Source organism: Enterobacter asburiae, assembly GCF_007035645.1.
Classification (GTDB): Bacteria; Pseudomonadota; Gammaproteobacteria; order Enterobacterales; family Enterobacteriaceae; genus Enterobacter; species Enterobacter asburiae_B.
The window spans coordinates 2506569-2532338 of sequence record NZ_AP019632.1 but is presented as its reverse complement, the minus strand read 5'-3'; the positions used below and the strand labels follow the sequence as shown (position 1 = coordinate 2532338).

General features: G+C 49.8%; 33 protein-coding genes. 25 read left to right on the top strand and 8 right to left on the bottom strand.

Annotated elements, in window-relative coordinates:
• From FOY96_RS11995 to FOY96_RS11890, 22 genes are all read left to right on the top strand, one after another.
• Positions 1-483 carry a DnaT-like ssDNA-binding protein gene (locus FOY96_RS11995; protein WP_143347132.1) on the top strand — a complete coding sequence of 161 codons (483 nt, stop codon included), beginning with the start codon at positions 1-3 and terminating at the stop codon, positions 481-483.
• Positions 483-833 (top strand): hypothetical protein, encoded by a 351-nt coding sequence (locus FOY96_RS11990; RefSeq protein WP_143347131.1) that lies wholly within the window; start codon positions 483-485, stop codon positions 831-833. The genes FOY96_RS11995 and FOY96_RS11990 overlap by 1 nt, the downstream gene beginning before the upstream one ends.
• A 1-nt stretch (position 834) precedes the next feature.
• Positions 835-1419: a hypothetical protein gene (locus tag FOY96_RS11985; protein WP_143347129.1), complete on the top strand. Its 585-nt coding sequence runs from the start codon at positions 835-837 to the stop codon at positions 1417-1419.
• The gene (locus FOY96_RS11980; RefSeq protein WP_143347128.1) at positions 1416-1826 is read left to right on the top strand and encodes a DUF4128 domain-containing protein; all 411 of its coding nucleotides are present in this window, start codon (positions 1416-1418) and stop codon (positions 1824-1826) included. Before FOY96_RS11985 ends, FOY96_RS11980 begins: the two co-directional genes overlap by 4 nt.
• 66 nt (positions 1827-1892) lie before the next feature.
• Positions 1893-2564, top strand: a complete 672-nt coding sequence (locus tag FOY96_RS11975; protein ID WP_143347127.1) for a phage tail protein — start codon at positions 1893-1895, stop codon at positions 2562-2564.
• A 64-nt stretch (positions 2565-2628) separates the two neighbouring features.
• Positions 2629-2940, top strand: coding sequence for a phage tail assembly chaperone (locus FOY96_RS11970; protein WP_143347125.1), 312 nt, complete (start codon positions 2629-2631; stop codon positions 2938-2940).
• The gene (locus FOY96_RS11965; RefSeq protein ID WP_320338427.1) at positions 2832-3248 is read left to right on the top strand and encodes a DUF1799 domain-containing protein; all 417 of its coding nucleotides are present in this window, start codon (positions 2832-2834) and stop codon (positions 3246-3248) included. Before FOY96_RS11970 ends, FOY96_RS11965 begins: the two co-directional genes overlap by 109 nt.
• Positions 3248-6160, top strand: coding sequence for a phage tail tape measure protein (locus tag FOY96_RS11960; RefSeq protein ID WP_143347124.1), 2913 nt, complete (start codon positions 3248-3250; stop codon positions 6158-6160). The genes FOY96_RS11965 and FOY96_RS11960 overlap by 1 nt, the downstream gene beginning before the upstream one ends.
• Positions 6161-6279: 119 nt before the next feature.
• Positions 6280-6636: a hypothetical protein gene (locus FOY96_RS11955; protein ID WP_047652153.1), complete on the top strand. Its 357-nt coding sequence runs from the start codon at positions 6280-6282 to the stop codon at positions 6634-6636.
• A 64-nt stretch (positions 6637-6700) separates the two neighbouring features.
• Positions 6701-7048 (top strand): phage tail protein, encoded by a 348-nt coding sequence (locus FOY96_RS11950; protein WP_126327716.1) that lies wholly within the window; start codon positions 6701-6703, stop codon positions 7046-7048.
• Positions 7045-7800 (top strand): phage minor tail protein L, encoded by a 756-nt coding sequence (locus FOY96_RS11945; RefSeq protein WP_143347123.1) that lies wholly within the window; start codon positions 7045-7047, stop codon positions 7798-7800. The genes FOY96_RS11950 and FOY96_RS11945 overlap by 4 nt, the downstream gene beginning before the upstream one ends.
• Before the next feature lies 1 nt (position 7801).
• On the top strand, positions 7802-8515 hold the full coding sequence (locus FOY96_RS11940; RefSeq protein ID WP_136431267.1) for a C40 family peptidase: 714 nt from the start codon (positions 7802-7804) through the stop codon (positions 8513-8515).
• A 36-nt stretch (positions 8516-8551) separates the two neighbouring features.
• A complete protein-coding gene (locus FOY96_RS11935; RefSeq protein ID WP_126327719.1) occupies positions 8552-9163 on the top strand; it encodes a hypothetical protein in 612 nt (203 codons plus the stop codon).
• A gap of 94 nt (positions 9164-9257) precedes the next feature.
• A complete protein-coding gene (locus tag FOY96_RS11930; protein WP_143347122.1) occupies positions 9258-9860 on the top strand; it encodes a tail assembly protein in 603 nt (200 codons plus the stop codon).
• A 35-nt stretch (positions 9861-9895) separates the two neighbouring features.
• Positions 9896-10630: a YnfC family lipoprotein gene (locus FOY96_RS11925; RefSeq protein ID WP_269473743.1), complete on the top strand. Its 735-nt coding sequence runs from the start codon at positions 9896-9898 to the stop codon at positions 10628-10630.
• Between the two features lie 53 nt (positions 10631-10683).
• Positions 10684-13869 carry a TipJ family phage tail tip protein gene (locus FOY96_RS11920; RefSeq protein ID WP_143347121.1) on the top strand — a complete coding sequence of 1062 codons (3186 nt, stop codon included), beginning with the start codon at positions 10684-10686 and terminating at the stop codon, positions 13867-13869.
• The gene (locus tag FOY96_RS11915; protein WP_039262736.1) at positions 13869-14171 is read left to right on the top strand and encodes a hypothetical protein; all 303 of its coding nucleotides are present in this window, start codon (positions 13869-13871) and stop codon (positions 14169-14171) included. The genes FOY96_RS11920 and FOY96_RS11915 overlap by 1 nt, the downstream gene beginning before the upstream one ends.
• On the top strand, positions 14171-14848 hold the full coding sequence (locus FOY96_RS11910) for a hypothetical protein (protein ID WP_039262735.1): 678 nt from the start codon (positions 14171-14173) through the stop codon (positions 14846-14848). Before FOY96_RS11915 ends, FOY96_RS11910 begins: the two co-directional genes overlap by 1 nt.
• Before the next feature lie 103 nt (positions 14849-14951).
• Positions 14952-15191 (top strand): phage exclusion lipoprotein Cor, encoded by a 240-nt coding sequence (gene cor, locus FOY96_RS23125; protein ID WP_039262734.1) that lies wholly within the window; start codon positions 14952-14954, stop codon positions 15189-15191.
• A gap of 56 nt (positions 15192-15247) precedes the next feature.
• Positions 15248-16489 carry a tail fiber domain-containing protein gene (locus FOY96_RS11900; protein ID WP_143347120.1) on the top strand — a complete coding sequence of 414 codons (1242 nt, stop codon included), beginning with the start codon at positions 15248-15250 and terminating at the stop codon, positions 16487-16489.
• Between the two features lie 172 nt (positions 16490-16661).
• The gene (locus FOY96_RS11895; RefSeq protein WP_039262733.1) at positions 16662-17081 is read left to right on the top strand and encodes a translesion error-prone DNA polymerase V autoproteolytic subunit; all 420 of its coding nucleotides are present in this window, start codon (positions 16662-16664) and stop codon (positions 17079-17081) included.
• Between the two features lie 2 nt (positions 17082-17083).
• Positions 17084-18352 carry a Y-family DNA polymerase gene (locus FOY96_RS11890; protein WP_039262732.1) on the top strand — a complete coding sequence of 423 codons (1269 nt, stop codon included), beginning with the start codon at positions 17084-17086 and terminating at the stop codon, positions 18350-18352.
• A 376-nt stretch (positions 18353-18728) separates the two neighbouring features.
• Here FOY96_RS11890 and FOY96_RS11885 read toward each other — a convergent pair whose 3' ends face one another.
• Together FOY96_RS11885 and FOY96_RS11880 are read right to left on the bottom strand one after the other, a co-directional pair.
• Positions 18729-19067 carry a hypothetical protein gene (locus tag FOY96_RS11885; protein ID WP_127353291.1) on the bottom strand — a complete coding sequence of 113 codons (339 nt, stop codon included), beginning with the start codon at positions 19065-19067 and terminating at the stop codon, positions 18729-18731.
• A 172-nt stretch (positions 19068-19239) separates the two neighbouring features.
• Complete coding sequence (locus FOY96_RS11880; RefSeq protein ID WP_039262731.1) at positions 19240-19467, bottom strand: phage protein; 228 nt, start codon at positions 19465-19467, stop codon at positions 19240-19242.
• 148 nt (positions 19468-19615) lie between these two features.
• Between FOY96_RS11880 and FOY96_RS23120 the strand changes: the two genes are divergently transcribed.
• Positions 19616-19780 carry a YnfU family zinc-binding protein gene (locus tag FOY96_RS23120; RefSeq protein ID WP_213729873.1) on the top strand — a complete coding sequence of 55 codons (165 nt, stop codon included), beginning with the start codon at positions 19616-19618 and terminating at the stop codon, positions 19778-19780.
• A gap of 242 nt (positions 19781-20022) precedes the next feature.
• Here FOY96_RS23120 and FOY96_RS11875 read toward each other — a convergent pair whose 3' ends face one another.
• Positions 20023-20241, bottom strand: a complete 219-nt coding sequence (locus FOY96_RS11875) for a cold shock domain-containing protein (RefSeq protein WP_143347118.1) — start codon at positions 20239-20241, stop codon at positions 20023-20025.
• A 287-nt stretch (positions 20242-20528) separates the two neighbouring features.
• On the opposite strand from FOY96_RS11875, the gene cspF reads away from it, so the two are divergent.
• A complete protein-coding gene (cspF, locus tag FOY96_RS11870; protein ID WP_071884838.1) occupies positions 20529-20741 on the top strand; it encodes a cold shock-like protein CspF in 213 nt (70 codons plus the stop codon).
• Positions 20742-20792: 51 nt separating this feature from the next.
• Here the strand turns inward: cspF and FOY96_RS11865 are convergent, their stop codons facing one another.
• The 3 genes from FOY96_RS11865 to rstA form a co-directional block, all read right to left on the bottom strand.
• Positions 20793-21467, bottom strand: a complete 675-nt coding sequence (locus FOY96_RS11865) for an SOS response-associated peptidase (RefSeq protein ID WP_039262729.1) — start codon at positions 21465-21467, stop codon at positions 20793-20795.
• Between the two features lie 422 nt (positions 21468-21889).
• Positions 21890-22150, bottom strand: a complete 261-nt coding sequence (locus FOY96_RS11860) for a hypothetical protein (RefSeq protein WP_033145345.1) — start codon at positions 22148-22150, stop codon at positions 21890-21892.
• Positions 22151-22403: 253 nt separating this feature from the next.
• On the bottom strand, positions 22404-23120 hold the full coding sequence (rstA, locus tag FOY96_RS11855; RefSeq protein ID WP_021241154.1) for a two-component system response regulator RstA: 717 nt from the start codon (positions 23118-23120) through the stop codon (positions 22404-22406).
• 128 nt (positions 23121-23248) lie between these two features.
• Between rstA and FOY96_RS11850 the strand changes: the two genes are divergently transcribed.
• Complete coding sequence (locus FOY96_RS11850) at positions 23249-23584, top strand: GlpM family protein (RefSeq protein ID WP_028017326.1); 336 nt, start codon at positions 23249-23251, stop codon at positions 23582-23584.
• Here FOY96_RS11850 and folM read toward each other — a convergent pair.
• Positions 23581-24303: a dihydromonapterin reductase gene (gene folM, locus FOY96_RS11845; protein ID WP_033145346.1), complete on the bottom strand. Its 723-nt coding sequence runs from the start codon at positions 24301-24303 to the stop codon at positions 23581-23583. The two genes, FOY96_RS11850 and folM, sit on opposite strands and share 4 nt — an antisense overlap.
• 39 nt (positions 24304-24342) lie before the next feature.
• Positions 24343-25725: an amino acid permease gene (locus FOY96_RS11840; RefSeq protein WP_029740292.1), complete on the bottom strand. Its 1383-nt coding sequence runs from the start codon at positions 25723-25725 to the stop codon at positions 24343-24345.
• Positions 25726-25770: the final 45 nt, after the last annotated feature.

The following is a 25770-nucleotide window of genomic DNA, read 5'->3' as shown; positions in this document are numbered from 1 at the left end:
ATGATTAATAATGATATCACCGCCGCTGACGTTAACAGTTACGCCAGCGAAGATGAACTGGCGTCATTTGCCGCGCTGAGAGGGATTGAGCTGCCTGAAAATCTCGCACCGTTACTGATTAAGGCGATGGACTACCTGGAAGGGCTTGATTGGGTAGGTTCCAAAGCAGCCCCTCGACAGCCGCTGGCATGGCCACGCGTGAATGTCGTTCTGGATGAACATGATTTCCCGCCGGATGAAGTACCACGGCAGGTTATAACCGCGCAGTGCATGCTGGCGGTAGAGGCAATCGACGGCGATTTACTCTCCAGCGTGCGCGAAGCCGCTGTGAAAACCGAACGTGTCGAAGGTGCCGTAACCATGACTTATGCGGTTGCCGACGGTGAGGTGTTTACGCCAACTTACCCGGCGGTAATGGCTATTCTCGGCGACCTGGCTGGTGGGCGTGGATATGCAATCAATACTTTCGCGGAGCGCGCGTAATGACCATCAACTATCAGCGAATGCAGACGACAACGACTCGTATGCTCAAGCAGAACGGCATTGCATACAACGTCACGCGTAAGGGCACGTTAATCGTCATCGGTGGTGTAGAGCATCGTTCCGATGATATCCAGTTCACCGCCACAGGAGTGAAGACGGATTACTCGCCAGGTGAAATTGACGGAACCGTCATTGAAAACGGCGATGTTCGGATTGTCTTCAGTGCTGAGAAGGACATTAAAACCGGCGATCTGATCGACGTGGACGGCGTAAGCCACCGCGTAGTTAAACCAAACCCCGTGAAACCGGGCGCTGTGGTGCTCTGCTACAAAGCTCAGTTGAGGGCATAACATGGACGATAATAAGGCGTTCACGGCTGCCATCACCGCGTTCGTGGACAAAGCCAAAGCGAATCAGGAAGCGGTCGTACGTGCTGTCGGCATTCGGATCCTTAATCAACTGGTGATGATGTCACCTGTCGGCAACCCCGAACTCTGGGGCATCAACCAGACGGCAGCCTCTTACAATCAGGCGGTATACGACCATAACGAAGCGCAAAAATCGGACCCTGCCAACCTGACTAAAACCGGACGACTTAAAAAGAAGGCTCGACTGGTTGATGGGATGGATATCAAAGCACCGCCGGGGTATACGGGCGGACGCTTTCGCGGTAACTGGCAGGTGTCTTTTGATGCACCGACCACAGATGAAATGGGACGTGTAGATAAAACCGGAAATCTGACAAAAGCCGCAGGGAATTACACGCTGTCGCTCTTCAAAGTCGGGATGAAGGCCATTTATTTCTGCAACAACGTGCCCTATGCCTACCCGCTTGAAATGGGGCATTCCACACAGGCTCCGGGCGGTATGGTCCGCATAACTGCAGCTGAGTTTCAACGCTTCTTTGAGGAAGCTGTCAGGGAGGTGACTAAGTGATTCCTGATATTGCATCTGCACTGGCCGCCAGATTGGGTGCCTGGGCCGATGCCGAGGGCATTTCGGTTGCATGGGAGAACGTGCCGTTCACACCTCCTGCTAACGAGATGTACCTGGCCGTTCACGATATGCCCGTTACGCCGCGAACAATCGATCTCGGATTGCGCTGCCGGACTTATTCAGGCGTGTACCAGATTAATGTCGTGGCGCCAGCCGGCTCCGGCCGTACCTCCGTCGTTGCTCTGGCTGACCGCGTGGCTGAATTGTTCCCCGAGGGGCAGGAGATTGAAGGCAGGGGTTTTACATGCTGGATAGATCAAACGCCTGGTGTTTTCCGCGGGATCACTACATCTGTCTCTTATACCGTTCCCGTTAGTCTCAATTATCGAGCTGATATCTCCAGCTAATCCTCACAACCTACTAAACCTGACCGGCTCTTTGCCGGTTTTCCCGTTTCTAAAGGAGTAACCAATATGGGCTTTGCATTGCCTAATGGCGCCCACGTCTATCTGGCATCGGGCTATGGCCCAGCCATATCTTTCACCGGGGCGACGAACGCCGAAAATATGGTGATCACCGTGAGTGAAGCGGACGCACTCAAGGTGGGTGATATTGTTCATGTGAACTGCAACTGGTCCGGTGTTGATAACGTCATTGCAAAAATTGATGCGATTGCCGAAAGCGCCGTAACTCTTCGCAATATCAATACCACCAACAAAAACAAATATGCCGCTGGTGGCGGTACCGGTTCGATCCGCAAGGTTCTTGAATGGACCGAGCTGCCGCAAATTACTGAGGTGTCGAAATCTGGTGGCGATCAGAACACCACACAGATTCAGTTCCTGAGCGACGACCGCCAGCGAAACCTGAATACCTATAAATCCGCAGTCTCTCAGACCTACTCGATTGCTCACGACTCAACTCTCCCGGTATATCCGTTGCTGCGCCAACTGGACGAAGACGAAGAGACGATTGCGGCTTACATGTACGTGCCGAAGGCGAAGGAAAACCGTTACTGGGCGGCCACGGCGTCCTTTGACGATACGCCAACTACTGCAGTTAACGAGGTAGAGACAGTGAGTGTGGTGCTAAACCTGCAGTCACCGGCGATGACGTTCTACAAGGTGACTGACGCTGCCGCCTAGCCGTCAGAGCTTTCACTATTCCATGCCTCCCATTGTGGAGGCTTTTTTCAGTTAAGAGGTATCGATGGCGACCAAATTCACTCTTCAGCCCAAACCAACATTTAAAGCCAATGTCTCGATCCCCCGAGCCGGCGATGAGGATGGTGTGCTGACCTTCACGTTTAATCACAAGCCACTCAAAGAACTTGCGGATCTGGAGAAAATGGATGGCAAAACCGCCACTGATTTTCTGATGGAAATCATTGCTGGCTGGGCACTTCCCGACGCATTCAACGCGGAAAACCTGTCGGTGCTGCTGGAGAACTATCCGGCGGCGATGAAGGCCATCCCGGAAACCTACTACCGCGAGCTGATGGGGCAGCGCGAAAAAAACTGATAGCGGTTGCCTCTGCGTTCTATACGCCTGAACCCACCGCGGCAGATCTGGCGCCTTACGGGCTTACGCCGGATGACTATGACGATAATTTCGTAGATGTCTGGCCCGATATCTGGCCTTCATTCCTGGTATTTCAGGCTGTCAGCACGCAATGGCGAACGGGAATGGGCGGCGCGTCCGGGCTCGACTATAACGTTTTGCCTTGGGTAATGCGTCTGCACAACGTCGACGACGAGGCAACCGCGCTTTCGGACATCCGGGTGATGGAAAGTGCTGCGCTAAAAATTATGCATAAAGAGAGGGCGTAATGAGTAACGATATCGCCACGATTTCCCTGCGTGTAAATACCAGTGAGCTGGAGCGCGGTAATCAGGCACTGGATCGCTTTCAGGAGACCGCGTCCGCCGCGGCAGGTAAAGCGGATGACCTGAACAGTACGTTCCGCACCGGTATCGACAACCAGAAGAAGAACAGCGAAAGCCTGAAGCAACAGCGCCAGGAGCTGCAGAACCTGTTGAATAAAATCAGCCCGGTCAACAAGGCGCTGGATGAACTGGACACGATCCAGGAGAGCCTGGCGAAGTTTCGCGGTAAAGGGCTGGTGGGAGACGAGGACTTTACTCGCTACAACAGCGTGCTTGAGACGACCCGAGCTAAACTGGCGCAGGTCATGGAGTCTGAGACCGCAGAGGGGCGGGCTCGCATTGAACAGGCACAGGCAGCGCAGCGTGCAGCGGCGGCGGGCAAAACCTTTATCGATTCGCTGGAAGAGCAGGTCACAGCAATCGGAAAAACGCGCGCAGAACTGTTAGAGCTAAAAGCAGCCCAACTTGGCGTGTCCGATCGTGCTGCACCGATGATCGCCCGACTGAAAGAGCAGGAGGAAGCGTGGAAGTCAGGAGCGATCAGCGCGGGGCAATACCGCAACGCGATGCGTTATCTACCAATGCAAATGACCGACATCGTAACTTCATTGGCGTCCGGTATGCCGGTTTATATGGTAGCCATTCAGCAGGGTGGCCAGCTGCGCGATTCGTTTGGCGGTGTAGGCAATGCTCTGAAAGCGATGTTATCGATGGTGACTCCTGCCCGAGTGGCCATTGGTGGCCTGGCCGGTGCTGTTCTGATTGCTGCAAAAGCGGGAGCGGACTACTTCACAGCCTACGACGAAATTAACAAGGCCATTATCAGGACTGGCAACATTGCAGGCACGTCAGCGCTCCAGATAATGGCTTCCTCCCAGTCGATTGCTGCCTCTACTGGCGCTACTGTAGAAACCGTTCAAAGTCTGATGACTGAACTGATTAGCATGGGATCGCTTACACAGCAGCAGCTTGAAAAAGTGGCAGGCTCTACGGCACTAGCAGTTCAAACCGGTATTGTTTCGGCGCAGGACATCACCAAGGCATATCAGGATATAGAAAAGGATCCGGTTAAAGCCCTTCAGAGTCTAAACGAACAATACAATTTCCTGACTGTTTCGCAGCTTAAGCACATTGATGAGCTGGTGAAACAGAAGGACCAGACCGCGGCCGTTACACAGGCTATGGACCTGTTTGGCGATACGATGGCAGAACGTGGAGAGCAGGCTTACGACTCGCTGACACCGTTTGGTCGCCTGTGGCTGGATATCAAAGACTGGGCGTCTGAGGCCATGCAGAATATCGGTCAGTGGGTAGCTGAGCTGGCATCAAACACACTGAAGGAATTCAACGCAATTTATTACAGCGTTGCGATAGTTTTCCAGAAACTGAACCAGATCATTTCTTCCTCTATCGCTGCCGCGATTAATCTCGTTCCTGACTGGGCGAAAACAGATACTCTGCAGGGATGGCAGGACTATAACGAACAAATGGCCGGTGCTTATGGCGACAGCGTTTCTCAGCTGAAAAAAGACTGGGATGCCGCAGACATTAGTGCAAGTAAATACCTTGATACCACCCGCAAGATAAAAACCGCGACCACACAGAAGGATCGAGAAGAAGTCGCTGCTTTTGGCAAAAAGTCGAAAACCGGAAAGCAGGGCACTATATCGGCTGGCGATCGCAGCACGGATGCTGCTCAGGCCGAGTTACTGGCGCTTCAGGCACAGTTACGCGCGCTGCAGCAGCATAAAGGGTTGAACGACACCATCAGCCAGCAGCGCAAAGATCTGTGGACGACTGAAGCGAAATTTCAGGTGCTGGAGGAGGCCTTGCGTTCACGTTCACTGACAAAGCAGGAACAATCCCTGCTGGCGAGTAAAGACCAGGCGCTGCAGTTAGCGCGGCAGAAAGCCCTGTTGGGTGATCAGATTTCCGCGCAGGAACTGCTGAACAAGCGCATGGATACCTCGCAGAAATACGTCACGCAGATGGCTGAGAAACAGGCCGCATTACTGGGTGGCGCGGGGATGAGTGACCGCCAGGCGCAGCGAGAGCTGGCAAAGAGCCAGCTCGCCGCCGGCTGGAAAAATTCAGGTGGTTCGCTGGATGATGGCGGATATAAGAAGCAGCTTAAAGCGGCGAATGATTACTATGATGCAGAGGACAGGTTGCGTGGCGACTGGTTGACCGGCGCGAAAAAGGGCTGGGCTGATTTCGAAGACAGCGCGACCAATGTCTACTCCCAGGTGCAGACGGTTACCAGCAACGCATTCACCGGCATGGCCAGCACCCTGACTGATTTCTTCACAACAGGTAAATCTAACTTCTCAGATTTCCTTTCCACTTTCCTCAAGGGCATCGCCCAGATGCTGACCCAACTGGCTCTGGTTAATGGAATGAAGTCAGCGTTTGGTGGAACCGGTATCGGCGCGTTCTTTGGTTTCTCAGGTGGTGGTTTGGTCCCCGGTTTTGATGGAGGCGGCTACACGGGAGATGGCGGTAAATACCAACCGAAAGGCGTTGTACACGGCGGTGAGTTTGTGTTTACGAAGGAAGCGACAAGTGCATTAGGTGTTGGCAATCTCTATGCGCTTATGCGTGGAGCTCAGGGGTATGCAAACGGTGGTTATGTTGGCACAGCCCCAATGTATGGGCTGCAATCGAATGCAGCTGGCGGCGTAACCGTTCAAACTTCCGTGGTCGTTCAAAACCAGAACACTCACCAGCAGACTTCCGGCAATAACGATGCTATTTCTCGGGCTTACAAACAGACCATCGATCAGTCTGTTCGTACTGGAATTGCCAAACAGCTTCAGCCTGGTGGTCTAATCTGGAATGCGACGAGATCGAGATGATGAATAGTGACCGTTATTTGTTATATCCCTTTTTGGTAATCGTGCCATAAATAACCACCATCCGGGCATTTTGACTGGTATGATTATGTCACTGAAATTAATGGCTTAAGGGACACGAAATGGCTTCAGTTAAGGTGACGGCTCTATGGGTCGGGGATGAAAAATCGAGTATTTCATTCGTTTCTCCAGTTCTGAATGACAAAAAACTCAATTATGACAATGCTTCCTTCGGTTTTGGCGTTGTAGAAAACTACGAGGCATGGGGAGTCGAACGATACCCATTTGTAATGGAAGAATTTGGGAAAGGTTTAGCCCTTCTTGATTGGGGGTCAACAATCCACAAAAACATAGCCACAATTGATGTATTGGATGTCCCTCTAAATGTTGACGGCATCATTACATACAACGAAATTGACGAGAACGGATCGCAACGTGGGCCTTATGTCTACCGAATTTCGACTGTGGAATCGTTTTAATAATAAATAGGATCTCACGTGATTAACCCAGCCTTCGCTGGGTTTTTTTATGCCCGGAGGAAAGGTGGCGATCGAAACATTTACCTGGCGAACCCAGATTCAAGCGGGAATGGAAGGGGAGTTCACTTACGCAACACGCTCTGCATCCTTCGGAGACGGCTTTGAACAGATCGCCGGTGAAGGCATCAACCCTGAAAAACAGTCATGGCCGATGACCTTAACGGGAAAAAAGGCAGAGATGCTCGATGCGCTGAGTTTTTGCCGCAAGCACATCACAAAATCCTTTATCTGGACGTCTCCTGTTGGCGAAACCGGTTTATACCGGATTGAAGCTGATTCCATTAAAGCCCAGCCGCTATCCAGCAAAGTGATGACCATAAAAGCAACCTTCAAACAGGCATACGCACCATGATTACTGAAGATTATCAACGCCTCGAACCGGGTGAAAAAATACGTCTTCTTGAGGTAGACGGTTCTACGTTTGGTCTGGACGACGTTCTGCGCTTTCACGCTTATAACCTCCCGCATACTGAAGAAGAGATTACGGCGGCTGGTGGCGACGAATCAAAGTTAAAGGCGAAGAGTATCTGGTGGCAGGGCGAAGAGTATGGTGCCTGGCCATATAAGCTCGAGGGACTGGAAGCTTCAACCGATGGCAGTAGCGCCCAGCCGACGCTCACCGTTGCCAACATTGACAGTTCTATCACTGCGCTCTGTCTGGCATATGACGATATGCTGCAGGCCAAAGTTACGATTCATGAAACTTTTGCGCATTACCTGGATGAGCGCAATTTCCCGGATGGAAATCCAACAGCAGATCCCTTGCAGGTGAGAAAGCGGGTTTTCTATATCGACGGTAAAAATAGCGAGCTTCCCGGTGAAAGTATCGAGTTTGTTCTTACCAGCCCGATGGATCTGCAGGGGTTGATGATCCCGACCAGGCAGCTTCATTCCCTGTGTACCTGGTGCATCCGGAATAAGTACCGCACCGGCGATGGGTGCGATTATACGGGCACGCTTTACTTCGACAAAAACAACAATCCGGTAAGCGATCCCTCATTGGATGAATGTAACGGCACGCTCACCGCCTGCAAGCTTCGGTTTGGTGAACACAATGAACTTCCTTTCGGTGGTTTTCCTGGAACATCTTTGATCAGGAGTTAACATGCGTCAGAAAACAATTCAGGACATCCTGGTGCATGCCGCGAAAGAATATCCCCGCGAATGCTGTGGTGTAATAGCGCAGAAAAGTCGGGTGGAACGCTATTTCCCATGCCGTAATCTGGCTGCCGAACCAACGGAACAGTTTCACCTTTCGCCAGAGGATTACGCTGCTGCTGAAGACTGGGGGACGATAACGGGAATCGTACATAGCCACCCCGACGCGACGACCCAACCAAGCGAACTGGACAAGGCTCAATGCGATGCAACGTTGCTGCCCTGGCATATTGTTAGTTGGCCGGAAGGCGACTTTCGCACCATCACTCCCCGCGGTGATTTGCCACTGATCGGGCGGCCGTTTGTGCTTGGACACTATGACTGTTGGGGACTGGTGATGAGCTATTACAGGCAGGAACATGGTATCGAATTGAAAGATTACCGTGTTGATTATCCGTGGTGGGAGGACTGCTATCCGGACAATTTCTATCAGGATTGCTGGTATGAGTGTGGTTTCCGTGAATTCGACGGGCCGCTGCAACCGGGGGATATGGTGATCATGCAAGTTCAGTCTAGCAAGTGGAACCATGCCGGCATATTGCTTGAAGGTGATATCTTACTTCATCATCTTTACGGTCATTTAAGCCAGCGTGTGCCATATGGTGGGTATTGGCGTGAGAGGACAAACAAAATCCTTCGCCATCAATCGAAGTTTATATAATAATGAGTCCAACTTACTTCATTAACGGATATTAATGTGGCATTTGTCAACTTGAATAATTTTTATATTAAAATGGTCGTGGTCTGCGTTCCATTTGTCGTTGGGGTCGGGCTTGCATGCTTGAGTTTCTTCGGGCACAGTCACAATCTATGGACTGGGTTTGGATATTTGATAACGTCCGTAGCAGTGAGTTTTTTCCTGTTGCGATGGTTGGTATGGGGAGATTTGAACCTCGCCAACGGTTCAGCCATTGCTACAATCGGAGGTGGGTTAGGTCTGATAGGAATCTTGGCTGGTTCAAATATTACTGATCCTGCATTTATTCAAGTGCGCACCGATTTACAGGAGTCCTTCTTAGATGCGTCCTTAAATTGCAAAGGTAATAAGACGTTATTTGACGGTGCTCTTACGTCTTGTTTAGCAGCTACTTCTAAGGATGCTTTGGCGTTGGGGCAAGAGTTGATTAAAGCCAGGTATTTAGCTCCGACATTATCTTTGGCAGATGGTGTGTATCATTCGAGCGATGAAGCTAAGGCGGATGCATGTTTAGTAAATTATTATTTACTTTCAAAGGAATGCCCAAGTAGCTTTATAGAATTCAATAAAAAACACCCAGAAGTTGCTAATCCGTCAGCCAATAATAAGTAAGTTGATTTGAATTCTTGGATTGCGTGGTAAAAACATCAAAAAGTCTATCAACATTAACAGTCTCTCTTAGTCAAGAGAGACTTTGGAGGCATGTATGACATTTTTAACTGGTCAGCCGATGAGAACCATACGCCTCTATGGAATACTTGGCTCAACATTTGGTCGTGAATTCAAACTTTCTGTTGCTTCGCCTAAAGAAGCCGTTCGTGCATTGTGTGTGATCGTGCCGGGTTTTGAGCGTTTCCTGAATACTAGTAAGCAGCGCGGGCTTACTTACGCTGTATTCAGTGGAAAGCGTAACCTGAACGATGATGAACTCTCTATGGATCAGAGCACCGCTGATATCCGTATCGCGCCGGTTATCCTCGGGAGTAAACGTGGTGGAGTATTCCAGACCATCTTAGGCGTGGCTTTGGTCGCAGTTGGTGCTGTGGCGTCATACTTTGGAGGTGGTGCTGTTGGCGTACCTCTAATGCAATTTGGCGCTGCGATGGCCCTTGGCGGTGTTGTGCAGATGCTATCTCCACAGACAACCGGACTTGCGAGCAAGCAATCGGCAGACAACAAGGCTAGTTATGCCTTTGGTGGAGTAACAAATACGACAGCTCAGGGCAATCCGGTACCTCTCTTGTACGGACGGCGCCGTATAGGTGGCGCGATCATCTCCGCCGGTATCTATGTTGAAGATCAGCAGTAAGCATGGTGTAATGAGCTTACTTAATATGGGGTAACTTGAGCTTAGATTCAAAAATGAAAAAAATATCTACTCTTTTCCTTTGTACTTCCTTATTTTCAGGCATGGCTTTAGCTGATAACAATTACATACCTCTCCTCTATAATTTATCTACTATGTTTGATTTCAATCCAGTTAAAGGAGCTGTCAAATCATTAGATACTGATGTTGAAGAAAATGGTAAGGTCACTTATAAAATAGCCATCAGACTAGCTAAGAATGGTTGTGTCGAAAGCTTAGATCTTGATAACGTTTCGTCTGGTCATGAAACAAATCTAAAAAATAGCAATGGTAGTCTTGTTGGCCAAAGAGATGGTAAGCCTTTCTCTATACAGCTCGATGAAAAATGTAATATTTTGACTAAAAATGAAAATGGTGACGAGTTGCGATATAGTCTTTACTCGAATGGCTTAATTAAAGACACCTATTATTTGGGTAAGAAAATATCTGAGCATTTTTATGATGATAATTCTAATTTGATACGTTCTGAGTTTTATGGTTCTGGTAAGGTCCTCTCTAAAAACGAAATATCTTATGTTGACAAAGACAGGAAGCCTCTTGATTATAAAATTATAAACACATCAGTTTACTCGGAAGGTTATACAGCAACGAATACTTGTCATTATACCGAAAAGCTTGTCCCTGAAATATGTAAATTAACAATGCAGAGCGCAGGGAATCCTGTGCCGAAGCCAGTATTAATGACAGCGAATACGAAAGTTGAATTCTACTAGATTAAATACATTTCAATAAGCCACCTCCGGGTGGCTTTTTTTATGGGCGCAATATGGCTATAGCAACCGCTATTAAAGGCCGCAAGGGCGGCAGTTCAAGCTCAAGAACTCCTACGGAACAGCCAGACGATCTGCAGTCAGTAGCCAAGGCAAAAATCCTTCTCGCGCTGGGAGAGGGAGAGTTTGCTGGTGGCCTGACTGCGCGCGATATTTATCTCGATGGCACTGCACTTGAGAACGCAGATGGTTCGCAGAACTTCAGCGGTGTGGCGTGGGAGTTTCGTTCTGGAACTCAGGCGCAAAAATACATTCAAGGGATCCCGGGTACCGAAAATGAAATCAATGTAGGTTCCGAAGTTTCCAGCACCACTGCATGGACGCGCACGGTCACCAATACGCAGCTTTCAGCTGTTCGCCTGCGTCTAAAATGGCCTTCTCTCTTCAAACAGGAGGACGATGGCGATCTGGTTGGCTATTCGGTCAACTACGCAATTGACCTTCAGACAGATGGCGGTACCTGGCAGACGGTGCTAAATACCAGCGTGACCGGGAAAACCACCTCCGGTTATGAACGCAGCCACCGTATTGATTTACCTCAGGCGGGCAGCACATGGACCATCAGGCTGCGCAAGATTACAGCCGATGCCAATAGCGCGAAGATTGGCGACACGATGACGCTGCAAAGCTTCACAGAAGTAATCGACGCGAAACTGCGTTATCCGAATACCGCGCTTCTGTACATTGAATTTGACTCGAGCCAGTTCAATGGTTCAATTCCGCAAATTTCCTGCGAGCCCCGCGGGCGTGTTATTCGTGTGCCCGATAACTATGACCCTGAAACACAAACATACAGCGGTACCTGGACGGGCGCATTTAAGTGGGCATGGACGGATAACCCTGCGTGGATATTTTACGATCTGGTGGTCACTGACCGCTTCGGCCTTGGTAATCGGCTAACGGCAGCCAATATCGACAAATGGACGCTTTATCAGGTCTCTCAATATTGTGATCAACCAGTACCGGATGGTAAGGGCGGCAGCGGAACTGAACCTCGTTACACCTGCAACGTATACATTCAGGATCGAAATGACGCTTACATTGTCCTGCGAGACTTCGCTGCCATTTTTCGAGGTATGACCTACTGGGGAGACGACCAGATTGTTGCCCTTGCAGACATGCCCAGAGATGTCGATTTTACCTACACGCACGCTAACGTCGTCGACGGCAAATTTGTGTATGCCAGCAGCACAACCAAAAGTCGCTATACAAACGCTCTTGTATCCTGGTCTGATCCGGCAAATGGCTATGCTGATGCAATGGAGCCCGTCTTCGAGCAAGCGCTGGTGGCGCGCTATGGTTTCAACCAGCTTGAGATCACCGCCATCGGGTGCACCCGACAGTCTGAGGCAAACAGGAAAGGGCGCTGGGGGATCCTGACCAACAATAAAGACAGGGTTGTAACGTTTGACGTTGGTCTGGACGGCAATATTCCTCAGCCGGGCTACATAATTGCTGTTTCTGACCGAAATCTTTCAGGGAGAGATTTAGGTGGTCGATTATCCGCGGTTAATGGTCGTGTACTCAAACTTGACCGGGTGCCAAGCGCTAAGGCCGGTGACAGGATAATGGTAAACCTGCCGTCGGGCATTACCCAATCCCGGACGATTCAGTCCCTGTCCGGTGAAATGGTCACCTTAACAACTTCCTTTAGTGAACTTCCGCAGGCTGAGGCTGGATGGGTAATTGAATCTGATGAACTCTATGCGCAGCAGTACAGGGTAATTAGTGTCACCGATAACAATGACGGGACATATACCATCACGGGGGCAAATCACGATCCGGATAAATATGCCCGAATCGATACGGGTGCCATCATTGATCAGCGGCCGGTAAGTGTCATCCCTCCAGGCAATCAGTCGCCGCCAGCCAACATCGCGATCAGCTCGTTTTCGGTGGTTCAGCAGAATATCAGCGTCGAAACCATGAGAGTGAGCTGGGACCAGGCACAAAATGCCATCGCTTATGAGGCGCAGTGGCGCCGCAATGACGGGAACTGGGTTAACGTGCCGCGCAGCTCCACCACGTCATTCGACGTCCCGGGGATTTATTCCGGGCGCTACCTGGTGCGCTTGCGCGCAATTAATGCCGCTGAAATTTCCTCAGGATGGGGATATTCAGAAGAGAAGATCCTGACCGGCAAAGTAGGTAATCCGCCTAAGCCATTAGGATTCACGGCCACGGGCATTAACTGGGGGATCCGTCTGAACTGGGGTTTTCCGGCAAACACCGGCGATACGCTAAAAACGGAAATTCAGTACACTGCCAACAGTGACTTTTCAGATCCACTCCTGCTCTCAGATGTGCCTTATCCATCTGCGGAATACACCCAGCTCGGCCTTAAAGCAGGGCAGGAATTCTGGTACCGCGCGCAACTGGTAGACAAAACGGGTAACGAGTCCGGTTATACCGACTGGATCAGGGGGATGTCTAACGATAACGCCGATGATTATCTGGGTGAAATCGCAGACGATTTCCTTACCTCGGCCGACGGCGACCGCTTGACCAGCGATATTGATACCAATCTTGAAGCCACAATGCAGAACGCGCTGGCCAACCACGGAACAGTTGAACATCAATGGGCGCAATACGGAGAGGTTCGCGCCGATATTCTGGTTGTGAAAACGACTATTGCTGAGGTGGACAGGGCAATGGCCGAAATGTCGACACAGGTGCAGGCGCAGATCAACAACGTCACCGCCTCCCTGGAAGACAAGCTTACAGCCGTTGTTGATGCCTCCGGCGCTTCGGCAATCTACACCCTCAAAACAGGCGTGAGGATAAACGGTGTGATGTACAACGCCGGGATGTCGATTGCCGTGCTTGCTGAGGCCGGGAAGCCAGTAGTTACACGTGTTGGTTTTAACGCTAATCAGTTCGTGCTGGTGAGTGGCAGCGATGATACCCAGTATTCACCGTTCGCGGTTGTTAATGGTCAGGTATTTATGAGCTCAGCGTTTATTCAGGATGGCACCATCACCAATGCCAAAATCGGCAACTTCATCCAGTCCAACAATTACGTCCCAGGGCAGTCCGGGTGGAAACTGGATAAAGGGGGGACCTGGGAAAACTACGGCAGTGACGGGCAGGGCGCAAGAAAGACTACGAACGTTACTGACAGCATCAGGGATGCGAACGGCGTCCTCCGCGTACAGATTGGCAAACTTACAGGGGTATTTTAATGACGTGGGGCATTCAGACATGGGATGCCAATGGCAATCCGAACAATTATGGTATTAAGCCAGTTTCAGTGGTCGGCCGTATTCAACTTTCTGAAGGGCAGAACTCCGGAAGCTGGTCGTTTACCATTCCGGCAGGAATGAAGGTCGGGTTTGTCGTTTCTCTGGATAAGGGGGCGATATCGGTGGGGCGCCGTATCGTCGCAAGCGGAAATACGATAACTCTCGGCGCTGCAAGCAGCGTAGGGATTGGAAACTATCCAGCCTCTGAATGTGAGCTCGTAGTTTTTGTGGAGAAGGCGTAATGGCAGATTATGGCGCACTGATAGCTCTGGATAATGGGAATCCCTTTATCACGCCACAGTCCACACCATTTTGTCTCTACAGGAAGGTAGTGGTTAATTCAGTAGCAAGCGGGGCATATCACGGTGCATCTGCAGAAGTAGCTCTGGACGTGTCTTATCCAGCAATGGTTTTTTGCAAAACGAGTGATACAGTTCAGCCTACAATAGTCACTGCGGCCCGATCAGGAGGAAATATTCTTGTTGGATCGAGCAATCCTTATGGACAGGCACATACATTAACGGCTTACATCTTTGCTATTTATCCTCAGACATTGCCAAAATGGGGATTTGCTATCTGGGATGCCACTGGGAAGTTGGTTCTGACAAACGAAAGTCGGATACTGAGTGACCTTGTGACTGTTGGGTCGCCTGGAGCTACGACAGGTGGAATTAATATTGACGTCACTCTGCCTGGTAGTTATGCGGTGGCACCCGCTATTCTTGGCTCCCAGATAATCCAGAACAATAACACTAAACCACCCACCATTGTGAATATCACCGCTTACTCAGGATGTCGGTTTAATGGTTCATCAACCAGAATTAATGCCGCGCCTTCGACCACGGCTACCGGTTCTGCTGCTGGTGGGACAACGACTGGGATAGCTTTGACGGCTATCAACACTGCCGCCTATGATTGATCGTTTTAAGCGATCAAATCCACATAATTGATCTGTTATATCTATTTTATATTTTAATACCGCTGCGTTAGTTTTACTTATTAAAAACTAGCCAAGGTGTGAAATGACAAAAATAATATTCGCGATGGTATTCTGCCTGTTTCTTTCTGCTTGCTCCGGTTCAGTTCTGCAAAAGCAGGAACCATTATGCGAGGCAGAAGCGCTTATTGGTGGCCAGGTTCAGTCGGTACAGATTTATGGTGTGCGTAAAGTAGCCAGTCAGACAGAATATAGAGCAGGCTACCCCTTCAACTGGCGATGGGTGAGCAAAAATAACTTCACCAGGTCGACCTGTTCAAAATGAACAAAACAAGAACCCGCTTCGGCGGGTTTTTTATTATCTGAGCTCAGGAGTTTTTTATGTCGGCAGGTACAATTACCCTCACAAACGGGTCCGCTATTGTTGGTGGTAGCGGAACGGCATTTGCAACTGAAATCGCTGCAGGTGACTTCATTGTCTCAACTGTGGGCGGCGTTCCGTATACGCTGCCAGTCAAATCAGTCGAGAGCAATACCCAGTTGACGCTGGTCAGCAACTTTACCGGGCCAACGCAATCCGGTGCGGCCTGGTCAGCAGTTCCCCGCGTGGCGCTGAACATGGTAACTGCCGCGCTGGTGGCGCAAAGTGCTGAAGCACTGCGTGGACTGAATTACGACAAACAGAACTGGCAGCAGGTTTACACCGCCGCTGGAAACATCACAGTGAAGCTGCCAGACGGCACTACCTTCAACGGCCCTTCATGGAAATATCTGTCTGACAATATGGCAACGAAGAGCGGCGGGGCAGTGCCTGTTAACCAAGGCGGTACCGGATCGACAACCGAATCAGGCGCTCGCACAAACCTCGGTTTGGGAGACAGCGCCACCATGGACGTCGGAACTGCGGCTGGAACGGTAGCCGCAGGCGATGATTCGCGCTTAAATACTGTCGATCAGAAAGCGGGTGGGAAAATTACGAGCCCAATTACAGTCCAGCCAGGGATTAACGGTAACCCCGGATTTGCCATCAATTCAGGGGATAATGGTGGCGGTGGATTGATGAATAACGGCATCAGCCTGGTCGTGGCCAGTGGCTATAACCCAAATACAGGTAATTACGTCAACCTCATCAAAGGCACCTGGTATACAGGAGAATGGTCTTTCGGGGGAGCCCGTGGTGGCGGGGCTAATTTTGATAATGTCACACTAAACCTGAAAGGGTCTAATCAGGAAGGGATGGTCACCTGGGTTTTCCATTCCAATGGCGCTGCCACAGGCAATTGGGTAACGGCATCTGATGAGCGTATCAAAGAGAATGTAACGGTAATCGCAGATCCACTTATGAAAATGCAGCAGCTTCGAGGCGTTGAATGGGATCGCCTCGACACTCCTGCGCATGGGTATGGCTTCATTGCTCAGGAAGTTGAGAAGGTTTTTCCTGAAGCAGTTAAATCATATGGAAAAACAACGTTACGAGATGGCTCAGAAATAGAGGATGTAAAATCAGTCGATACCTTCGGTGTGGCCGCCGCCCTTCACCATGAAGCCATCCTTGCGCTAATGGATGAAGTTAGTTGCATCAAAAGGCTAATCAAAGAACTGGATGTAGGGGCTTTGGATTAAAACTACTCAAATGGAGTTTGAAGCGAATAATTTACAAAAGTCATAATTCGAAACGAGAGAGAAACTTACAAGCGAAACGGCGAAGCTTTAAGCAGTAATGGTAGGGCCTGTATCTTGCGGACACATACAAACACAACTACTGTATATAAAAACAGTGCTAGAGGTGTGCGCAATGGACTTCATTAGGCCAACAGAACTGCGAGAAATTATCGCTCTCCCGCTTTTCAGTGACTTAGTACAGTGTGGTTTCCCAAGCCCTGCGGCTGATTACGTTGAACAGCGCATCGATCTCAATGAGTTACTTGTCGCTCACCCGAGCTCAACATACTTCGTCAAAGCCGCAGGTGATTCAATGATCGAAGCCGGGATCAGCGATGGTGATCTGCTTGTGGTGGACAGTTCGCGCACAGCTGAGCACGGTGACATTGTCATCGCCGCGGTGGAAGGGGAATTTACTGTTAAACGCCTGCAGCTACGTCCAACTGTCCAACTCATCCCAATGAATAGCGCCTATAGCCCGATTGTTGTAGGCAGCGAAGATACGCTCGACGTTTTCGGCGTTGTTACTTTCATAGTCAAATCGGCGAGCTGAGTATGTTTGCGCTCTGTGATGTGAATTCGTTCTACGCATCATGCGAGACGGTGTTTCGGCCCGATTTGAAAGGGCGACCGGTTGTCGTTCTCTCGAATAACGATGGCTGTGTAATCGCACGCAGCGCCGAGGCCAAGGCCGCTGGAATTACAATGGGAGAGCCTTTCTTCAAGCAAAAGGACTTATTTCGGCGCGCTGGGGTTGTTTGCTTCAGCAGCAACTACGAGCTGTACGCAGACATGTCGAACCGGGTAATGACGACGCTTGAGGAAATGAGCCCCCGCGTCGAAATTTACAGTATCGATGAAGCTTTTTGCGACCTGACTGGCGTTCGCAACTGCCGGGACCTGACTGACTTCGGGAAAGAGATCCGCGCTACAGTTCTAAAGCGTACGCACCTGACAGTTGGGGTTGGCATCGCGCAGACCAAAACCCTCGCTAAGCTCGCAAACCATGCCGCCAAAAAATGGCAGCGGCAAACGGGCGGGGTAGTGGACCTATCCAATCTTGATCGCCAGCGCCGACTGCTTGCTCTGGTTCCGGTGGGGGACGTCTGGGGCGTCGGCAGGCGCATCAGTAAGAAGCTGAACGCCATGGGCATCAAAACGGCTCTCGACCTCTCAGAGCAGAGTACGTGGATTATTCGAAAGCACTTCAATGTCGTCCTGGAGCGAACTGTCCGGGAACTACGCGGCGAACCATGTCTGGATCTGGAGGAGTTTGCACCAGCTAAGCAGGAAATCGTCTGCAGCCGGTCATTCGGCGAACGCGTTACTGAGTATGAACAGATGCGCCAGGCTATTTGCAGCTATGCCGCCCGTGGTGCTGAAAAACTGCGGGGTGAACATCAGTACTGCCGCTTTATCTCTACGTTCGTGAAAACCTCTCCCTTTGCGCTTAACGAGCCGTATTACGGTAACAGTGCGTCCATGAAGCTTCTCACCCCCACTCAGGATTCTCGCGACATCATCAACACCGCTGTAAAGTGTCTGGACAAAATTTGGAAGGATGGCCACCGGTACCAGAAGGCAGGGATCATGCTTGGGGATTTTTTCAGCCAAGGCGTGGCCCAGCTCAACCTGTTCGATGAGAACGCGCCGCGTGCTGGTAGCGAGAGGTTGATGGAAGTTCTGGATTATCTGAACGGGAAAGATGGAAAGGGAACGCTTTATTTTGCCGGGCAGGGCATACAGCAGCAGTGGCAGATGAAACGGGATATGTTATCTCCACGGTATACTACGAGGTATTCAGACCTAATAAAAGTTAGATGATCCTTTAAACGGTATATTCATTCGAACCTAATTATCGGCTATGAGTATTAAGATTAATATGTCTACTACTATGCTTTTGTAATGTAAATAAGCCCCTGCAATTATACAGGGGCTTATGGGTATGATGCCGGGTGCCTCCCGGTGAGTCATTGAACTAACCACTCGTGACTCGCTGCTTCAGAAATTCAGGATGAGCCGCTGGATATACAAATCATCAGGTTAATTAGCCCTGCCGCTTAGGAGGATTCATCATTAAACCGAATGTAACAGCAATGCTTAGCAAATGATACAATATTTACTGATGTGCCTCATGATTTTCTTTCGCAGTTTTCACGGTCACGGAATTTTCAGATGGTGAAGGTTAAAATATCGATGTTCATTTTTTTACTTTAAGTCTTGAGACAAAGGTTAAGGTTTTATCTTCTGGGCAAATCATTAGAAAAATTGCTGTGGGAGATTTTTCTAAACGTGTAATTCCATGCAGCATCTGGTAGAGTCTTTTTTTTAGTTTTTCTGCTCCATCTTTTTCAGACTCCCACTCTAAAACTGCCTGACCCTCTGAACCAATGAATGCATGGGATGGAAGTTTGACACCTCGGTTTGACTTACTTGAATAGTTTCGGTCATGCAAGAGACCCAAGATAAGAGGGTTGATATTATTATCTAAGAATGGGGCCTCAAGAACTATTAATACTGTGTAATGCAGGATTTTCATGGAAGCCTTATGGTTGCCTCAGCAATAAAGTCATATTGCCATGGTGTTGGATGTACATGTCTTAATTATAAATGTTTGTGTGGGGGTAAAAAAAGCCTGCGTTAAGCAGGCTATAATAATTAAACGTAGTTATAATAATGATTTCATGAATGTCTGTGTTGAATCCCTGGCGTCAAAGATACTTCTGCGCCGCATCTAATATTTCCTGAGAGGTAAGCTCTCGATCTGATGCCACATGGACCACTTCATGGTCACCTGTTAAAGAGGGAAAACCTGCTGACATTATCTGAAGGTTTATCACTTCTCCATTAGGATATTCTTCGCGTATTGATGTCACACCTTTAAGCACAGTGATAACTTTACTTGGCTTACCATTAAAAAAAACGATTACTTTTTTCATATATCACCATGTATTTTGAGGGTTTCTAGCCCCTGCAGGTGGTCGAAAGGGTTCTGTTTGTTCATTTTTTTTGCCTCTTTCGAAATTAAAACAAGCATTATACTTTCTTAACGTGTACTGTAACGGTCCATTTGAACTGGAGAAGTCTATGTCTGCACGTAAAAACACTCAATTCCGCCGAAATTATTTAGTAAAATGTCCTTGTCCAAACTGCTCAAAAGATTCCGAACATAGTTACAATCGTGTACAAAAGGGGGCTCAGTTGGTGTGCCCATACTGCTGTGCTTTGTTCAAATCTTCCCAGCGCTTCTAAAAAAATTATTAAAAAAATAAGAAGTGATGCTTTTGGAGGCTGCCTAACCTCTTACGCACTTTAGTATTTTATAAGCAGTTAGCTTCTGCTTTGAGACTGTTCATGCAGCAGTCCTGCATTTCATCACATCGGTCAGCAAACTTGATGGTAAGTAAATATGCTGGCCTGTTGTAATGATGTGAGTAACCGAACATCACCTTTCACTAATAAAGTCATGCTGGCTTAAGCAAACCATCTAAAAATTATCTATCGCAAAGTGTTACATTGGCAGCGACTGGACCTTTAGTTCCAGCTATGATAGCGAATTTGACTTTTTGTCCTTCAAAAAGAGTATTAAATGTTTCTCCCTGCAGGGAAGAAGTGTGAACAAGAACATCTTTACTTCCATCGAGTGGGGAGATAAAGCCAAACCCCTTATCTTCGTTAAACCACTTAACAAGACCTATGATTTTAGATGACATACAAACTCCGTTTGAACATTTCAAACTGACAAGCAAGCTCATGATAAGAAACGTATGCTGGTATATGTATGGACTCAAGAGGAGGGATATCAGAGATAACACCTAGTTATGAGAACGGCTTTTGGAAAAGTTAGATTCATCATCGCACCGAATCAGCCAAACCATTAAGGCACGTGTTGAATGATTAAGCAAATTTTATCTTAGCCTTCTAGAAGGCCGTTAAAATAGTGTTAGCTATTATTAACTGATCCTGTATAGTGAAATCTGGATTACCATTAGGAAAATATTTGTCTCGTAAAATGACAGGAGTTGTCAAAAGTTTTGACTTCAAGAGCGGAAAGGGATTGATTATCCCATCAGATGGCAGAAAAGATGTTTTTTTGCATGTTTCTGCGTTAAGTAATAGTGAAATCCAAACGTTAAAGCCAGGTGTTCGTGTTGAATTTTATCGTATAAATGGACTTAGTGGTCCGATGGCTGCAAATATATTCCTTTCTTAAGATAAGATAATATTTAACCAAATATAAAGTGCGCATCAAAAGTACGGCAGATTATATATTTGTTTGTTCTATCAATTTTCTCCCCTGATTTTTTACATTTCCAACATCACGGGCCACTGCATGCCAGATAAACATCTCAGCTGGCACAGTGCCGTCGGCTGCGATCTCTTCAGCTTCTTTCCCACCAATATCCTGCCGCATCCACTCACGTGCCGCTTCTGGTGACAAAACAAGTGGCCGGCGGTCGTGAATGTCGACCAGACCTTTATCCGCTGCCGATGTCACTATAAGAAAACCCTCAGCTTCATCACCACGCTCAAATGGTGTGCTGCCGATCGCTGCCATAAATATTGGTTGGCCATTGGCACGGTGAATGAAGTAGGGCTGTTTTTTGTCACCTTCTTTTTTCCACTCGAACCATCCATCGGCGAAGCAGATCGCGCGGCCATGTTGCCATAGAGGTTTAAACATTCTGCTGGTGGCCGCCGTTTCGACGCGCGCATTAATCAGGGGTGCTTTATCCCACCATCCCGGGGCATAACCCCATAATACAGGATCAAGATGTAACTGCTCGTTTCGTTCGCTTAGCAACAGGACCTTCGTGCCTGGAGCCACGTTGTAACGTCCAATCGGCTCAGGGTCGAATGCGATGTCTCGATCGGCTTCATCTGCGAGGTATGCCAGATATTCTTCACGGGTTTGGGCTTGTGCAAAGCGTCCACACATAGAAACCTCCAGCCAGATATCAGACTGAAAGTATAGGGCAGGGAGAAAAAGAGATGCGCTGGTTAAGTCTTACAAACGAATTCGTGGCGACCATGCTGATCAGATAGAGAGACGTAAAGCAGAGTGTTGCGAACCCGGAAGGAGCTTCGCAAAACAGGGGAATATTGGGGGCAAATTTGGGGGCATTTTGAAAGAAGGGACACCGATAGGGGCATCAAAAAGACCGTGCATGTCCGTATATGTCCGTTAAACGTTTCTGGCTAACTCACTGATACCATGACAAATAAAGCCATTTCAATGAGTTGCGAATTTTCTGCACACTAAAACTGCACAAACAGCTTTTTCATTGGATCTCACCGAAGAAACGCTTTGTGCAGAATATACATGAAAACCCGTCGATATTTTCATGTCTGTGGAGCGCGTTACATGGCAATTGCGCTGTTTTTTACCTTGGCGATGAGTGTTTCCGTTACGGCCAGTCCTTCCGCAATGTGCATATCAATCACATCGGTACCGAATTCGTTAATTAAATCCAGAAGTATTTCGTAAGTCTGGATGAGCTCAAGGAGATCAAAGAGCGCTTTTTGATCGGCGCGTGAGGGGGAGGAATGGCTAAGTGCAGCCTGATTAACAATCCATTCAAGATTGGTTTTGATGGCTTCTACCTGACTGTAGCTATACATATTTCATGGGCTTAAATCCTCATTTCAAGATTTTATGGGAGAGGTATCGTCAGAGCTTCACGGTGAAAAAAGAGTCTGCATGTCGCCGGGGCAGTGCTGGCTGTAGAAAGAATGGATGAAGATTTAATTATGGGATAGTTCGCGTGCTTAGCAAGTTAATTGTTGCGCAAACGTAAAAATAAACGCGCGAAAGAGAGGGCATTGCTGCGTAATACCTTCATTTCGCGCACGTTATGCTAGCCAGGTAACGGAATCAGGTTTCCCAGGCGTGCGGGGCAAACAGATAACCCTTGTTACGCACGGTTTTAATGCGGTAGGGCTCGGTAGCGTTATCCTGCAGCTTTTTGCGCAGACGCGAAATCGCCACGTCAACGCTGCGGTCCATTCCGTCATAGCTCACGCCACGCAGGTTTTTCAGCAGCGCGTCGCGGTCCATGATTTGCCCGGCGTGCGTTGCCAGCTCCCACAGCAGGTCAAAGTCTGCGGTGGAGAGGGCGATAAGCTCGCCGGAGAGCAGCACCTGGCGGTTAATGGGGTCAATAGACAGCGTACCGAAGCGCATCGCTTTGTGCGGCGTCAGAGACGGCGCGGGCGCTTCGCGTTCGATGCTGGCGTGCTGGCGCAAATGCAGGCGCAGGCGGGCAAGCAGGACGGCAGGCGGTGTGGTTTTCAGAATGTAGTCATTGGCGCCCATCTCCAGCGACAAAATGTGGTTCATATCGCTGTCCAGTGAGGTGAGCAGGACGATAGGACCCTCCCACCGGGCGCGCAGGTCACGGCAGAGCGTCATGCCGTCTTTGCCTGGCAACATAATATCCAGCAGTACCAGATCCGGGTTTTCACGGACGACCACCTCTTCGGCACGATCGCCGCGAGGTTCAACAATGACGTCCATATCATGTTTACCCAGATAGGCGGCGATCAGTTGCCCGACCTCGGGTTCGTCTTCAACATAAACAATCTTATTCATACAGCGTCTGTTTTCGTGAAAAAAGCCAACATACACCGCGGAACCTTAACCTTCCATTAATCTTTCAAAATTAACGCCGGTTCCGTTATTCTGGCTCATATTGTTACTTGATTGTTATAGGGAAAAGTATGGGGCTGGTAATCAAAGCCGCACTGGGCGCGCTGGTGGTGTTACTGATTGGCATTCTGGCAAAAACGAAAAACTACTACATTGCCGGGCTAATCCCGCTGTTTCCGACCTTTGCGCTAATTGCCCACTATATCGTGGCTTCTGAGCGGGGTACGGAAGCGTTACGCACGACCATCGTGTTTGGCATGTGGTCTATCATTCCGTATTTTCTCTACCTGCTTTCGCTGTGGTATTTCACCGGTTTTCTGCGTCTTCCCCTGGCGCTGAGCGGGGCGGTGGTCTGCTGGGGACTCAGCGCCTGGGTGCTAATTTTCTTCTGGAGCCGTTTTCACTAGCGCAGCGGGCGGCCGCCGTCCACGGCAAAGGTTCTGCCCGTGACGTAGCAGCTGGTGAGCAGGTAATCCACAAGGTCGATCACCTCTTTCTCGCCCGGCGCGATTTTCATGAGCGACTTATTCAGCGCCTGCTGGCGATACTCCGCATCATCGTTTTCGTTAAACAAAATCATCGCCGGGGCGATGGCGTTTACCTTCACCTCGGGCGCGAGCTTGCGGGCAAACGAGCGCGTCATATTATCCAGTGCGGCTTTACTGGCCGCGTAGGCGATGTGCTTGTCGCTGCCGCGCTCCACCACATAATCGGTGAAGTGAATAATATCGCCCGCCGCGTGCCCATGGCCGCGCAGCAGATCCTGCAGAGCGTGGTTAAGCAGATAAGGGGCATTGACGTGGATCTGCAGCATGGCGGAGAGCGTTTCGCTGAGTGACGTACCGGGTTTTTCGGCTCGCCATGCGCTGGCGTTATGGATCACGGCGCGCAGTCCCGTCGTGGTGGCTTTTACCTTTTCCGCGAAAGCCAGAATGCCTTCATCGGTCGAAAAATCAGCCTGAATGCAGACCGCCCCGGCTTTGCGTAACCCTTCAATCGACGGGTATTCCGTACGGTAGCTGACAATGACCGGATGGCGAAGGTTGAGAAAGTGATGGGCGAGGGCGAGGCCGATACGGCGGCCTCCACCGGTAATCAGTATTGGGCGAAGCGGTGCATTTCCCATCGTATTCTCCTTTACAGTTCAACAATGGGAAAGGCGATGCTATCCCATTAACATCCAGGTTGCCGGTAGGGCAGCAACCAGTAACAATCCAATTAAGGCCATCTCACGGCGCTTCAGCGCGTTCTCCAGCTGATGCGTCCGGCGGGCGTAGATAAACACCAGCAGACCCGGTGCGTACAGCACTACCGACAGCAGCAGATGCATAGGCCCGGAAGCATACAACAACCACAGGCCGTAAATACAGGCTCCGACACCCACGACATAATGCGCCGGGCGTGTGGCAATTTTTAACAGATACGCACCTACTAGGAAATAGGGTACCAGAATCATCTCCGAGGCGATGGTTAGCAGGGTGTTATAGTCTGAACCTGTGAGCCAGATCAGCACCAGACAGACCTGAACGCTGATGTTGGTCAGCCAGAGCGATGCCGACGGCGCGCTGTTTTGGTTTTGACGGGCGAACAGACGTGGAAACGCCTTGTGCGTCGCGGCCAGGAAAGGCACTTCAGCCGCCATGATGGTCCAGCTCAGGTAAGCGCCGCAGACGGAGACGATCAGCCCTGCGGCAATCACCACGTCGCCCCAGGGGCCGAGCATTTTCACCATCAGGCCCGCCATTGACGGGTTACGCATTTCAGCCAGCTCAGGACGCGCCACCACGCCCAGCGACAGCAGCGTGACCAGCAGATAGACCCCCAGCGCAGCCAGTACGGCCAGCAGCGTGGCGCGGCCCACATCGCGTTTATTCCTGGCCCGGGCAGAAACCACGACCGCGCCTTCAACACCGATGAACACCCACAGGGTAATCAGCATCGTGTTTTTCACCTGCTCCCAGACGGGCACGCCCAGCGCAACGCCGCTGAAATCAAGCTTGAAAACGTCCATACGGAACGCAATAAAGGCAAGAACGATAAACAGGCCGAGCGGAACCAGTTTCGCCAGCGTCGCCACCAGGTTGATGCTGGCGGCCGTTTGTACGCCACGTAACACCAGCCAGTGGACGAACCACAATAACACCGAGGCGCCCACAATAGACTGCCAGGTATTTCCGTCGCCAAAGAGGCGCAGCTCAGGCGTATCGGTAAAGAAACTGAGCGCCGAGAAGACGATCACCAGGTAGGAGACGTTGGCGATAACGGCACATAGCCAGTATCCCCACGCGGAACAGAAGCCAATCAGCTCGCCGAAACCCTCACGCGCATAGGTGAAAATGCCGCCGTCCAGATCCGGACGAATGCGGGTGAGCAGGAGCATGGCGAAGGCCAGCAGCAGTATGCCGACACCCGTAATGCCCCAGCCAATGATGAGCGCGGATGGGCTGGCAACGGCCGCCATATTTTGCGGCAAACTGAATACGCCTGCACCCAGCATTGAGCTTAAAACGAGTGCAGTCAGAGCACTCAGGCCAAGTTTCTTTTCCATTGGCTTCCTGTTATGAAAGGTCAAAATCCAGAATAATTATTTCGC

Excerpts from the sequence above, each read along its gene's own strand:
- FOY96_RS11995 (WP_143347132.1), top strand. The coding sequence starts at position 1 with ATGATTAATAATGATATCACCGCCGCTGACGTTAACAGTTACGCCAGC.
- FOY96_RS11990 (WP_143347131.1), top strand. The coding sequence starts at position 483 with ATGACCATCAACTATCAGCGAATGCAGACGACAACGACTCGTATGCTC.
- FOY96_RS11985 (WP_143347129.1), top strand. The coding sequence starts at position 835 with ATGGACGATAATAAGGCGTTCACGGCTGCCATCACCGCGTTCGTGGAC.
- FOY96_RS11975 (WP_143347127.1), top strand. The coding sequence starts at position 1,893 with ATGGGCTTTGCATTGCCTAATGGCGCCCACGTCTATCTGGCATCGGGC.
- FOY96_RS11970 (WP_143347125.1), top strand. The coding sequence starts at position 2,629 with ATGGCGACCAAATTCACTCTTCAGCCCAAACCAACATTTAAAGCCAAT.
- FOY96_RS11960 (WP_143347124.1), top strand. The coding sequence starts at position 3,248 with ATGAGTAACGATATCGCCACGATTTCCCTGCGTGTAAATACCAGTGAG.
- FOY96_RS11955 (WP_047652153.1), top strand. The coding sequence starts at position 6,280 with ATGGCTTCAGTTAAGGTGACGGCTCTATGGGTCGGGGATGAAAAATCG.
- FOY96_RS11945 (WP_143347123.1), top strand. The coding sequence starts at position 7,045 with ATGATTACTGAAGATTATCAACGCCTCGAACCGGGTGAAAAAATACGT.
- FOY96_RS11940 (WP_136431267.1), top strand. The coding sequence starts at position 7,802 with ATGCGTCAGAAAACAATTCAGGACATCCTGGTGCATGCCGCGAAAGAA.
- FOY96_RS11930 (WP_143347122.1), top strand. The coding sequence starts at position 9,258 with ATGACATTTTTAACTGGTCAGCCGATGAGAACCATACGCCTCTATGGA.
- FOY96_RS11920 (WP_143347121.1), top strand. The coding sequence starts at position 10,684 with ATGGCTATAGCAACCGCTATTAAAGGCCGCAAGGGCGGCAGTTCAAGC.
- FOY96_RS11915 (WP_039262736.1), top strand. The coding sequence starts at position 13,869 with ATGACGTGGGGCATTCAGACATGGGATGCCAATGGCAATCCGAACAAT.
- FOY96_RS11910 (WP_039262735.1), top strand. The coding sequence starts at position 14,171 with ATGGCAGATTATGGCGCACTGATAGCTCTGGATAATGGGAATCCCTTT.
- cor (WP_039262734.1), top strand. The coding sequence starts at position 14,952 with ATGACAAAAATAATATTCGCGATGGTATTCTGCCTGTTTCTTTCTGCT.
- FOY96_RS11900 (WP_143347120.1), top strand. The coding sequence starts at position 15,248 with ATGTCGGCAGGTACAATTACCCTCACAAACGGGTCCGCTATTGTTGGT.
- FOY96_RS11895 (WP_039262733.1), top strand. The coding sequence starts at position 16,662 with ATGGACTTCATTAGGCCAACAGAACTGCGAGAAATTATCGCTCTCCCG.
- FOY96_RS11890 (WP_039262732.1), top strand. The coding sequence starts at position 17,084 with ATGTTTGCGCTCTGTGATGTGAATTCGTTCTACGCATCATGCGAGACG.
- FOY96_RS11885 (WP_127353291.1), bottom strand. The coding sequence starts at position 19,067 with ATGAAAATCCTGCATTACACAGTATTAATAGTTCTTGAGGCCCCATTC.
- FOY96_RS11880 (WP_039262731.1), bottom strand. The coding sequence starts at position 19,467 with ATGAAAAAAGTAATCGTTTTTTTTAATGGTAAGCCAAGTAAAGTTATC.
- FOY96_RS23120 (WP_213729873.1), top strand. The coding sequence starts at position 19,616 with ATGTCTGCACGTAAAAACACTCAATTCCGCCGAAATTATTTAGTAAAA.
- FOY96_RS11875 (WP_143347118.1), bottom strand. The coding sequence starts at position 20,241 with ATGTCATCTAAAATCATAGGTCTTGTTAAGTGGTTTAACGAAGATAAG.
- FOY96_RS11865 (WP_039262729.1), bottom strand. The coding sequence starts at position 21,467 with ATGTGTGGACGCTTTGCACAAGCCCAAACCCGTGAAGAATATCTGGCA.
- FOY96_RS11860 (WP_033145345.1), bottom strand. The coding sequence starts at position 22,150 with ATGTATAGCTACAGTCAGGTAGAAGCCATCAAAACCAATCTTGAATGG.
- rstA (WP_021241154.1), bottom strand. The coding sequence starts at position 23,120 with ATGAATAAGATTGTTTATGTTGAAGACGAACCCGAGGTCGGGCAACTG.
- FOY96_RS11850 (WP_028017326.1), top strand. The coding sequence starts at position 23,249 with ATGGGGCTGGTAATCAAAGCCGCACTGGGCGCGCTGGTGGTGTTACTG.
- folM (WP_033145346.1), bottom strand. The coding sequence starts at position 24,303 with ATGGGAAATGCACCGCTTCGCCCAATACTGATTACCGGTGGAGGCCGC.
- FOY96_RS11840 (WP_029740292.1), bottom strand. The coding sequence starts at position 25,725 with ATGGAAAAGAAACTTGGCCTGAGTGCTCTGACTGCACTCGTTTTAAGC.